The following is a 12,825-nucleotide window of genomic DNA, read 5'->3' on the forward strand; positions in this document are numbered from 1 at the left end:
TTACTTTAATAATTTATCCAAATCATAAAAATAAAAATCTTTAGCATCATTCATTGCCACAAACAATCCGCTTTTAAAGGTATCGTTTAAAGGCACGGTAACTACATCACATCCATCTGTTTGGGTAGTTGACAGATTAACTGCTTTTACAAACGCATTTGTTTGTCTATCAAATAAATTAAATTGCCCTTTTTGTTGATCAGAAACAATAATATACCCTTTCTCATTCTCAAATTTAGCAATTGCAATACCTTCTATATCTCTTTCAAAAAGTTCACTTCCAAAACAAGCAATTTCTTCATTTCCTTTAGATGGCTCTGCATAATATTTACGAACACAGTGCATTTCATCAGAATAGTAAACAAAGCCCATTTCTGCATCAACAGCAATGGCTTCAATTTCTTTTTTACCACTAAATTGTCCAAATTTCCTAACCAAAGTAGTCGTTACTTTACTATTCTCTGAATCCAATTTATATTGATATAAATAACCTTCTTTAGGCCCCGTTTTTCTACCGACTATCGCATAAAAAGTTCCATCAATCGGACTCTTATAAATAGCAACTCCCATTGGTAATTTGTTTTCAGGAATAGTTTCATCTTCAAAGACAGGAAATCCTCCTTCATCTAAAGGTTTCATATCTGGTACAGAAAACATTCTAATTTGCTGTTCTTCTCTTTCTGTAAATACCAAAACATCTACTTTTACAGAATCGTTTAGCTGAAAACCATATTCTAAATCTACATTGTTAGGTCTTTTTATATTTCTGATGGTTTTATCCTCAATAATTTTACCTTGTAAATCATACGCATAAATTGCTCCATTAGTTTCTTTATCGGTACCAAAAACAATACTTTTTGATGCGTCTGTTGGATGAATCCAAATTGCAGGATCATCTGTATCATTAACAGATTTTTCGGTAATGATATCTGGTGCAATTTCGGGTAATTTACTACCCGAATTACACGATAACAATGTTACTGTTCCTAAAAATAGGATAATAGTTTTTATAAATAATTTCATATTTTTCTATTTTTTAAACAGGTCATATTTTAAACCGAATGTAATTCTTCTACCATAGTATTCCATCTGCATTGTTCTATCACTTTCTTCTTGGTAATAACGTAACGGTTGGTTGGTCAAATTATTTACACTTGCATAAATACTTAAATTGTTATTGATAGTATAACCTGTACTAAAATCTAAGAAAAACTGTTTGTCGTAATAACGATCTTCAAACTCATTCCCTCCTATTTCATCTACGTAAGCATCAGAAAAATTACCAGAAAGTCTTGCATTAAATTTAGCATCTGCATATCCTAAAGAAGCATTCACCATATTTGGCGTTGTATTCGGTAAATCGATGTCTTCTCTTTCCTCTCCGTCTTCATTACGAATTCCGTTTGCATCCGAAGTTAAAAAAGTATAATTTGCATACACACTAAAATTTTTAAGGAAGCCAGGTAAGAAACCTAATTTTCTTTGGATTGCCAATTCTGCTCCAAAAATAGATGCTTTGTCTCCATTTAAAGGTTGATAAACTTCAAAACCAGTAGTTCCTGCTCCAAAAGCATCTGTAGTAGTTTCTGATTGAAAAGTATAGGTAAAATCACTAATGTTTTTGTAAAACAAACCTCCAGACAAAATACCTACATTTTTAAAATAAGTTTCTGCCATCACATCAAAATTCATAGAAGTTGTTGGCTTTAAATCTGGGTTACCTAAAAACACTTCTTCATCTCCAGTTACAACATCTAAAGTTGGTGTAATATCAACATAATTTGGTCTTGCCAATGTATTTGTCCAAGCAAATCTTAATACTGTTTTATCAGAAATATCGTATTTAACATGTACACCTGGCATTAAATTAGAATAAGAACTTTCTTCTGTTAAAGTACCGTCTAAAGTATCTTCATCTAAAATATTATTTCCTGTAGCCGTTAATTTTGTATGCTCTAATCGTAAACCAACCAATACACTTAACTTGTCAGACAATTTTTGATTTGTCATAACATAACTCGCAAACACATCTTCTTTTACATCGTAGTTCGCTCTTAGAAACTCGTCGGTAACGGTATCTCCGTTAGATAAATCTAAGCCCCCTAACCATTCTTCATCTGCAAATAACCCAGCTTGATATTGACTACCAGCTAAATAATCTGGGTTCGAATAATCTTTGGTTGGTATAGATGATAATGTAGGGTAATCGTCTTCTAAATCATATTCAAAGAAATCATTATCTCTTAATTTGGTTTTAAAACGACCTCTAAACCCAAATTTTATAAATCCGTCTCCCTGACCAAAAAAGTCTGATGGTAATTCAAAATTAACAAAAGTATTAAAGTCTTTTTCTTCTGTATATTGATTTTCTTCTGTGATTTCACCAAACTCAAAACTAGCAAGATCATTAAAATCTGATGAATTTACGGCAGTAAACAAAGGAAACCTAGAATCAGAAATATCGTTATTAATACTATATTCAGTTTCAAACTCAGCATAACGTTCGTTTAATCTTTCTTCAGATGCCTTTGCATAAGAAGTCATCCAATCTATTTTTAGCTTACCTGTTACGTGATTCCCTCCAAGTGTATAATTCTGCATTTTTTGATCTTCTAAACGTCTATTTTTATTTCGATCGTTATCAATACCACCTTTAGATTGTCTTTTAACTTCAACAGGAAACATTGTAGGTGTATTATCTGTAATGGTAAATTCTCCAAGTCCTATATCTTCTGCATCTAAAATTTCATATTCTAATCTAAAACGATTTTCTCTATCATCTCTCCAGTTATACATCGATTTAAAATAGATGTTATTATCATCATTAATTTGATAATCAAAGTTTGCAGAAAAACTTCTACGAACTCTTTGTACTAAATACGTACGTTCTTCAAAAACATTGGTATATGGGTTTACTTCCATTTCAACTTCTTCACCAGCGTCATTTGTATATGCAAATTCATCTGTCCATTCTGCCTCCACATCATGAGAACCAAAATCATTATCATTGATAGTTGCAGAAATCATCCAACCAAATTTTTTGTTTTTAGAACGATCTCCTACTAGAAAAGAACCATTTAAAATTCTTTTGTTTGTAATTGTGTTTAAACCAGATCCTGCGGTTGCAGAAAGTCTAAAACTTTGAGGAGATGTTCTTGTTATTAAATTTACAGAACCTCCTAAAGCATCTGCATCCATATCTGGAGTTACCGCTTTATTAACTTGTATAGATTGAATCATGTCCGAAGGAATTAAATCCATCTGTACATTTCTATTATCGCCTTCCGCAGACGGAATTCTACTTCCGTTAAGAGTTACAGAGTTTAATTGAGGGGAAAGACCTCTAATAATAATGTTTCTAGCTTCTCCTTGATCTACTTGCATAGTAATACCAGGAATCCTTTTAACAGCATCCCCAATATTTGCATCAGGAAATTTACCAATTTGATCTGTAGCAACTACATTGGTAATATTCAAATTATTTTTCTGAGTATTTAATGCTTTAGATTGGCTCCCTAAGCTATAAGATCTAATTAAGACATCATCTAACTGAATGCTTTCTGAAACAAGTGCAATTTTTACAGAAGTAGTTTCATTTTCTTTTACTACAACTTCTTGTAAAATATCTTTAAATCCTAAATAGGTTATTCTAATAGTATGTGTACCTAAAGGAACACCAACTATGGTAAATTTACCATCAAAATTAGAAATATCTCCTTTTTTAAGCGCTTCTATTAAAACATTTGCACCAGGTACATAAAGTCCATCTTTATCAGTAATAAGACCTTGTATTTTACTAGTTTGTGCAACTGAATTTAATGCACTTAACGATAAAAGCAGCGTTAATAAAAGTAAATTAAAATTATAAAATTGTTTCATTATTTAGTTTTTTTATAACCTCAAAAGTAAATTTTGATTTACTTAACATTATTAACTAATTAAAAACAAAAAGATAATTTTACTACTTTTTTAACCTTGATTAACGTTAACTTTAAACTAAATTAATCTAAAATTTAAACCACAAAACAACATTAGAATCAATCTATTTGCCACAAAATAATTAGATGAAAATTATACCTAAAAAAAAAGACTGCCTAAAAGCAGTCTCTATAGTATTTATTAAGCCTGTCCTGTAGGCCCAAAATTCATAGGAATTGGAGGTTGTTCATAATCTCTAATCTCACCATGTTGCTCTTCAAATTTTCTAACATTATCTGCTAAAGCTTGCGTTAAACGCTTTGCATGTTGTGGAGTTAAAATAATTCTAGATTTTACTTTTGCCTTTGGTACACCTGGCATAATATTAATAAAATCTACAATAAATTCTGACATAGAATGATTAATGATTGCTAGATTAGAATACGTTCCTTCTGCTATTTCCTGATCTAACTCAATATTTATTTGTCCGTCTTTGTTTTTATTATCTTCCATAATTAAAATTGTGTATTTATTAATTCTATTAGATGTAAAATCGTAAAAAAAATTGAATTACACCCTTAAAATTTCACCTTTATCTTTATTAAAAGGTATAAAATAAAAAAAGTTGAATTGAATAGTGCATCTGAGATACCCTAAACAATTCAACTTTTAATAATTAAACTTTTACGTTTACACGTTTCGTTTATTTAGAAACTTTTTTCTATTTCGTCTTTAGGACCAACTAGAATGTTTTCATAAGCTCTCATACCTGTACCTGCTGGAATTCTCTTACCAACAATTACATTTTCTTTTAAGCCTTCTAATGTATCTATTTTACCACTAACAGCAGCCTCGTTTAATACTTTTGTAGTTTCCTGGAAAGAAGCTGCAGAAATAAACGATTTTGTTTGAAGTGATGCTCTTGTAATACCTTGTAAAACTTGCTCTGCCGTTGCCGGTTTAGCCTCTCTTGCCGTTACTAAGTTCTGATCATTTCTTCTTAATAAAGAATTTTCATCTCTTAATTGACGAGCTGTAATAATTTGACCTGCACTTAAGTTTTCTGAATCTCCAGCGTCTTCAACAACCTTCATTCCAAAAATATCATCATTATCTTTGATAAAGTCAATTTTATGAACTAATTGATTCTCTAATAATAAAGTATCACCAGAATCTATAATTTTAACTTTACGCATCATTTGACGAACAACAACCTCAAAATGCTTGTCATTAATTTTTACACCTTGTAAACGATATACTTCTTGAATTTCATTTACCAAATACATTTGTACTGCAGATGGACCTTGAATTCTTAAAATATCTGAAGGAGTTGTAGCTCCGTCTGATAATGGCATACCAGCTTTAATAAAGTCATTTTCTTGAACTAAAATCTGGTTAGAAAGTTTTACTAAATACTTACTAATATCTCCAGTTTTAGATTCAACGATGATCTCTCTATTTCCACGTTTAATTTTACCGAAAGAAACAACACCATCAATCTCTGAAACAACAGATGGATTAGAAGGATTACGTGCTTCGAATAATTCTGTTACACGTGGTAAACCTCCTGTAATATCCCCAGCTTTACCAGATTTTCTTGGTATTTTAACTAAAGTATGACCACTTTCTACTTTATCTCCATCAGTTACCATTAAGTGTGCACCTAAAGGTAAACTATAAGAACGTAAAGCATTACCGTCATTATCTTCAATAATTAAAGATGGAATGATTTTCTTGTTTTTCGAGTCGATCATTACAATCTCCTGGAAACCAGTTTGCTCATCTACTTCTACAGAGTAATTGATACCTTGTATTAAATTATCAAACTTCACTTTTCCAGCGAACTCAGAAACAATAACCCCGTTAAATGGATCCCATTGTACAATAGCATCTCCTTTTTTGATTGATTTTATATCTTTATCAAATATAATAGAACCATAAGGAAGGATATTCGTACTTTGAGTAATTCCTGTTTTCTTGTCTATAATTTTAATCTCAGCAGTTCTAGAAATTACAATGTCAATTTCTTTACCTTCATTGTCTTTACCAGTTACTGTACGTAAATCATCTATAACAACTTTACCATCAAACTTAGCAATTAATTTATTCTCTTCAGAAATATTACCTGCAACCCCACCAACGTGGAAAGTACGTAATGTTAACTGTGTACCAGGTTCTCCAATAGATTGTGCTGCAATTACACCAACTGCTTCACCAATTTGTACTTTGTTAAGGGTAGATAAACTCTGACCATAACATTTTGCACAAATACCTTTTGTAGATTCACAAGTTAAAGCAGATCTTACTTCTACAGCATCAATTCCAGACTTCTCAACAGCTACTGCTAATTGATAAGAAATTGGTTGATTTGCTTTTAAAAGAACTTCTTCTGTTAACGGGTGATATACATCGTTTAATGAAACTCTACCTTCAATTCTTTCTGATAAAGATTCTACAATCTCATCATTTTTCTTTAAAGGTGCTACTTCTAAACCTCTTAATGTACCACAATCTTCTTCGTTAATGATAACATCTTGAGAAACATCTACTAATCTACGAGTTAAGTAACCAGCATCTGCCGTTTTTAAAGCCGTATCCGCAAGTCCTTTACGAGCACCGTGAGTAGAGATAAAGTATTCAAGAATTGATAAACCTTCCTTAAAGTTAGAAAGAATCGGATTCTCAATAATTTCTCCACCACCTGCAGTAGATTTCTTAGGTTTTGCCATTAATCCACGCATACCTGTTAACTGACGAATCTGCTCCTTAGAACCCCTTGCACCAGAATCAAGCATCATGTATACCGAGTTGAAACCTTGTTGATCTTCACGTAAACGTTTCATAGATAACTCAGTTAAATCGTTATTGGTTCTACCCCAAATATCAATTACCTGATTATAACGCTCTTTTTGCGTTAACATACCCATGTTATAATTTCCTACAATAATATCCACCTCTTTGTTGGCTTCATCAATCATAGATTGTTTTTCTTTAGGAATAATAATATCCCCTAATGAGAAAGATAAACCACCTTGGAAGGCAAATTTATATCCCATATTTTTAATATTGTCTAAGAATTCTCCTGTAGTAGGAATATCTGTAGCTTTTAAAATACCACCAATAATTCCACGTAAGTTTTTCTTAGTTAATACCTCATTGATGTAACCAGCTTTCGCAGGAACAACTTCATTAAATAAAACTCTACCAACAGTAGTTTTTATTATTTTTCTAACTTGTTCTCCATTCTCATCAACGTCGTAAGTTCTTACTTTAATTCCAGCATTTAAGTCTACCATTTCTTCGTTAAAAGCAATAGTTACTTCTTCTGGTGAATAAAAAGTTAATCCTTCTCCTTTAATTTTCACTTCTGGAGTAGAGATTCTCTCTTTAGTCATATAGTATAAACCAAGTACCATATCCTGAGAAGGAACTGTTACTGGTGCACCATTTGCAGGATTTAAGATATTATGAGAAGCCAACATTAATAATTGTGCTTCTAAAATAGCTTCTGGTCCTAATGGTAAGTGAACCGCCATTTGATCCCCATCAAAATCCGCATTAAATGCAGAACATGCTAATGGGTGTAATTGGATTGCTTTCCCTTCAATTAATTTTGGTTGAAAAGCTTGTATACCTAGTCTGTGTAAAGTAGGAGCCCTGTTTAATAAAACTGGATGTCCTTTAATTACATTTTCTAAAATATCCCAAACAACTGGTTCTTTTCTATCTATTATTTTCTTAGCAGATTTTACTGTTTTTACAATTCCTCTTTCAATTAGTTTTCTAATTACAAAAGGCTTGTAAAGTTCAGCTGCCATATCTTTTGGCAATCCACATTCAGATAATTTCATTTCTGGTCCAACAACAATTACAGAACGTGCAGAATAATCAACACGCTTTCCTAATAAATTCTGACGGAAACGTCCTTGTTTACCTTTTAATGAATCTGATAAAGATTTTAAAGGTCTGTTAGATTCAGTTTTTACTGCAGATGATTTACGTGTATTGTCAAATAAAGAATCTACTGATTCTTGTAACATACGTTTCTCATTACGTAAAATAACTTCTGGAGCTTTTATTTCAACCAATCTTTTTAAACGATTGTTTCTAATAATAACTCTTCTATAAAGATCATTTAAATCTGAAGTTGCAAAACGTCCACCATCTAAAGGAACTAAAGGTCTTAATTCTGGTGGAATAACTGGTACAGCTTTCATAATCATCCATTCTGGATGATTCTCTCTATTTTTCTGAGAGTCTCTAAATGCTTCAACAACATTTAAACGTTTTAATGCTTCAGTTTTACGTTGTTTAGACGTTTCTGTATTTGCCTTGTGTCTTAATTCAAAAGACAACCCATCTAAATCGATACGTGCTAATAAATCAATTAAACATTCAGCACCCATTTTAGCGATAAACTTGTTTGGGTCAGTATCATCTAAGTATTGGTTATCTTGTGGTAACTCATCAGCAATATCTAAATATTCCTCTTCCGTTAAGAAATCCATTTTTTGTAATGGCTCTCCTTCCACATTCTTTGCAATACCTGGTTGAATTACTACATAACGTTCGTAGTAAATAATCATATCTAACTTCTTAGATGGTAAACCTAAAAGGTATCCCATTTTGTTAGGTAATGATCTAAAATACCAAATATGAGCAACAGGCACAACTAAGTTGATATGCCCTACTCTTTCTCTACGTACTTTCTTTTCAGTTACTTCTACACCACATCTATCACAAACGATACCTTTGTAGCGAATTCTTTTGTACTTTCCACAAGCACATTCATAATCCTTTACAGGACCAAAAATACGCTCACAAAATAAACCATCTCTTTCTGGCTTGTGTGTACGGTAATTTATAGTTTCTGGTTTTAAAACTTCACCTTTAGAAATTTCTAAAATAGCTTCTGGTGAGGATAAACCAATTGAGATTTTGTTAAACTTTTTTACAGTGTATTTCTCTTGTTTTCTTGCCATGTCTTTTGATAAGTATTCAGTTGGCAGTATTCAATAACCAGTTACAAAATTGTAACTGGTTATTGGTTACTGAAAAAATTTATTCTTCTAATCTAACGTCTAAACCTAAACCTTTAAGTTCATGCATTAATACGTTAAACGACTCTGGTAAACCTGGTTCTGGCATAGCTTCACCTTTCACAATACTTTCGTATGTTTTAGCTCTTCCCATAACATCATCCGATTTCACAGTTAAGATTTCTCTTAAGATACTTGATGCACCATAAGCCTCAAGTGCCCAAACTTCCATCTCTCCAAAACGCTGACCCCCAAATTGTGCTTTACCACCTAAAGGTTGTTGTGTAATTAATGAATATGGTCCAATAGAACGCGCATGCATTTTATCTTCAATCATGTGACCTAACTTAATCATATAAATGATACCAACTGTTGCTGGTTGATCGAAACGTTTTCCTGTTCCACCATCATATAAATAAGTATGTCCAAATCTTGGTACACCTGCTGTATCCGTAATCTCATTAATCTGGTCTAAAGATGCTCCATCAAAAATTGGTGTTGCATATTTAGTTCCTAATTTTTGACCTGCCCAACCAAGAACAGTTTCATAAATCTGACCAATATTCATACGAGAAGGTACCCCTAATGGATTTAATACGATATCAACTGGAGTTCCGTCTTCTAAGAAAGGCATATCTTCTGCACGTACAATACGAGCAACAATACCTTTATTTCCGTGACGTCCCGCCATTTTATCACCCACTTTTAACTTACGTTTCTTAGCGATATAAACTTTAGCAAGCTTTAAAATACCTGCTGGCAATTCATCTCCAACAGAGATTGTAAATTTTTGACGACGTAAAGAACCTTGTAAATCATTTACTTTAATTTTGTAATTGTGAACTAATTCACCTACAAAACTATTTAAGTCTTTATCTGTTGTCCAAGAACCTGTTAAGTGAATATAATCATCAACAGAATTTAACATTTTAAGTGTGTATTTTTTACCTTTTGGTAAAACTTCTTCACCTAAATCATTGTAAACTCCTTGCGAAGTTTTTCCACTGATAAGTAAAAACAACTTGTCTATTAAAACATCTTTTAAACCTTCGAATTTAGATACAAAAGAAGCTTCTAACTTAGCTACTGCTTCTTTATCTCTTAATCTCTTGTTCTTATCTTTAACAGCTCTTCTAAATAATTTTTTATCAATTACTACACCTCTTAATGATGGAGAAGCTTTTAATGATGCATCTTTTACATCACCAGCTTTATCACCAAAAATAGCACGTAATAACTTTTCTTCTGGAGTAGGATCAGATTCTCCTTTTGGTGTAATCTTACCAATTAAGATATCACCAGGATTCACTTCTGCTCCAATTCTAATCATTCCGTTTTCATCTAAATCTTTGGTAGCTTCTTCAGAAACGTTAGGGATATCATTAGTTAACTCTTCAGTTCCTAATTTTGTATCTCTTACGTCTAAAGAATACTCATCAATATGAATAGATGTAAATATATCTTCACGAACAACTTTTTCAGAAATTACAATTGCATCCTCAAAGTTATACCCTTTCCAAGGCATAAAGGCTACTTTCATGTTTCTACCTAAAGCTAATTCTCCTTTTTGTGTTGCATAACCTTCACAAAGAACTTGTCCTTCTTCAACTCTATCACCTTTTTCTACAATTGGTTTTAGGTTGATGTTTGTTCCTTGATTCGTTTTTCTAAATTTAATTAAGTTGTAAGAAACTTCATCAGATTCAAAACTTACAAGTTTTTCTTCTTCTGTTCTATCATACTTAATTGTAATTTTATTAGCATCTACATAAGTAACTTCACCTGCTCCTTCAGCATTGATTAAGATACGAGAATCTTTTGCAACTCTACGCTCTAAACCTGTACCTACAATTGGAGATTCTGGTCTTAATAATGGTACTGCTTGACGCATCATGTTAGATCCCATCAACGCTCTATTCGCATCATCATGTTCCAAGAAAGGAATTAAAGATGCAGAAATTGAAGCAATCTGATTAGGAGCAACATCCATAAAGTTAATGTCTTCAGGACTTACAACTGGGAAATCACCACCTTCACGTGAAATCATTCTTTCAGCAACAAATCTTCCATCTTTATCTAATTCTAAGTTAGATTGAGCAAATTTCATTCCCTCTTCTTCCTCAGCACTTAAATAAATTGGCTCTTCAGTTCCAACAACACCTTCTACTACTTTTCTATATGGAGTCTCAATAAACCCTAAATTATTCACTTTTGCAAAAACAGAAAGTGAAGAAATTAAACCAATATTTGGTCCCTCAGGAGTTTCAATTGGACATAAACGACCATAGTGAGTATAGTGAACATCACGTACCTCAAAACCAGCTCTTTCTCTAGATAAACCACCCGGTCCTAGTGCAGATAATCTACGCTTGTGAGTAATCTCTGCTAATGGATTGGTTTGATCCATAAACTGAGACAATTGGTTGGTACCAAAGAATGAGTTAATTACAGATGATAATGTTTTAGCATTAATTAAATCGATAGGAGTAAACACTTCGTTATCACGTACATTCATACGCTCACGAATTGTTCTAGCCATACGAGCTAAACCAACACCAAACTGACCTGCTAATTGCTCACCAACAGTTCTTACACGTCTGTTAGATAAGTGATCAATATCATCTACCTCTGCTTTAGAGTTGATTAACTCAATTAAATATTTAATAATAGTTATAATATCTAATTTTGTTAATACTTTTTGATCAATAGGTTCATTTAACTGAAGTTTAGTGTTCATTCTAAAACGACCAACTTCACCTAAATTATATCTTTGTTCAGAAAAGAATAACTTATCTATAATACCTCTTGCAGTCTCCTCATCTGGCGGTTCTGCATTACGTAATTGTCTATAGATATGCTCTACTGCTTCTTTTTCAGAATTCGTAGGATCTTTCTGTAAAGTATTATGAATAATAGCATAATCTGCCATATCGTTATCTTCTTTATGAAGTAAAACGGTTTTAGCACCTGCGTCTATTATTTCATCAATATGTTCTTTATCTAAAATGGTATCACGATCAAAAATTATTTCATTTCTTTCGATTGATACAACTTCACCAGTATCTTCATCCACAAAATCTTCATGCCAAGTTTTTAAAACTCTAGCTGCTAATTTGCGACCTAATACTTTTTTTAATCCAGCTTTAGAAACCTTAACTTCTTCTGCAAGGTCAAATATCTCTAAAATATCTTTATCTCTTTCAAAACCGATTGCTCTGAATAATGTTGTTACTGGTAATTTTTTCTTTCTATCAATGTAAGCATACATTACTTGATTGATATCGGTAGCAAATTCTATCCAAGAACCTTTAAAAGGTATTACCCTTGCTGAATATAATTTTGTACCATTTGCATGGAAAGATTGTCCGAAGAATACACCAGGAGACCTGTGTAATTGTGAAACGACAACACGCTCTGCACCATTAATTACAAAGGTACCAGAGTTAGTCATATAAGGTATTGTACCAAGATATACATCTTGTACAATAGTTTCGAAATCTTCATGTTCTGGATCTGTACAGTACAATTTTAGACGTGCTTTTAAAGGCACACTGTGCGTTAGACCTCTTTCAATACACTCTTGTATAGAGTATCTTGGTGGGTCTACGAAGTAATCTAAAAATTCTAAAACGAATTGATTTCTTGTATCTGTAATTGGAAAGTTATCCATGAAGGTTTTGTACAAACCTTCTTCACCTCTTTCTTCTGCCTTAGTTTGAAGTTGGAAAAAATCTTGAAAAGATTTTACCTGAATATCCAAAAAGTCTGGATATTCCTTTATCATTTGAGAAGTAGCGAAGTTGATTCTTTCAGTAGTGTTTTTCGTTGCCAAAAGAGAATATTTTTTTGATTAAAATCTGAAATAAAA

General features: G+C 32.3%; 5 protein-coding genes. All 5 read right to left on the reverse strand.

Annotated features, from left to right (window positions below):
* Positions 1-1,023 carry a phytase gene (locus GQS57_RS10295; RefSeq protein ID WP_165732777.1) on the reverse strand — a complete coding sequence of 341 codons (1,023 nt, stop codon included), beginning with the start codon at positions 1,021-1,023 and terminating at the stop codon, positions 1-3.
* 6 nt (positions 1,024-1,029) lie between these two features.
* Complete coding sequence (locus GQS57_RS10300) at positions 1,030-3,879, reverse strand: TonB-dependent receptor (protein ID WP_165732778.1); 2,850 nt, start codon at positions 3,877-3,879, stop codon at positions 1,030-1,032.
* 240 nt (positions 3,880-4,119) lie between these two features.
* On the reverse strand, positions 4,120-4,431 hold the full coding sequence (locus GQS57_RS10305; RefSeq protein ID WP_165732779.1) for a DUF3467 domain-containing protein: 312 nt from the start codon (positions 4,429-4,431) through the stop codon (positions 4,120-4,122).
* Positions 4,432-4,625: 194 nt separating this feature from the next.
* Positions 4,626-8,900, reverse strand: coding sequence for a DNA-directed RNA polymerase subunit beta' (gene rpoC / locus GQS57_RS10310; RefSeq protein ID WP_165732780.1), 4,275 nt, complete (start codon positions 8,898-8,900; stop codon positions 4,626-4,628).
* Between the two features lie 79 nt (positions 8,901-8,979).
* Positions 8,980-12,789 carry a DNA-directed RNA polymerase subunit beta gene (gene rpoB / locus GQS57_RS10315; RefSeq protein ID WP_165732781.1) on the reverse strand — a complete coding sequence of 1,270 codons (3,810 nt, stop codon included), beginning with the start codon at positions 12,787-12,789 and terminating at the stop codon, positions 8,980-8,982.
* Positions 12,790-12,825 lie beyond the last annotated feature (36 nt).

The organism is Polaribacter sp. 20A6 (genome assembly GCF_011378915.1).
In the GTDB taxonomy this organism is placed as follows: Bacteria; Bacteroidota; Bacteroidia; order Flavobacteriales; family Flavobacteriaceae; genus Polaribacter; species Polaribacter sejongensis.

Bases quoted from the DNA above. Each gene is read 5' to 3' on its own strand.
- GQS57_RS10295 (WP_165732777.1), bottom strand. From the start codon at position 1,023: ATGAAATTATTTATAAAAACTATTATCCTATTTTTAGGAACAGTAACA.
- GQS57_RS10300 (WP_165732778.1), bottom strand. From the start codon at position 3,879: ATGAAACAATTTTATAATTTTAATTTACTTTTATTAACGCTGCTTTTA.
- GQS57_RS10305 (WP_165732779.1), bottom strand. From the start codon at position 4,431: ATGGAAGATAATAAAAACAAAGACGGACAAATAAATATTGAGTTAGAT.
- rpoC (WP_165732780.1), bottom strand. From the start codon at position 8,900: ATGGCAAGAAAACAAGAGAAATACACTGTAAAAAAGTTTAACAAAATC.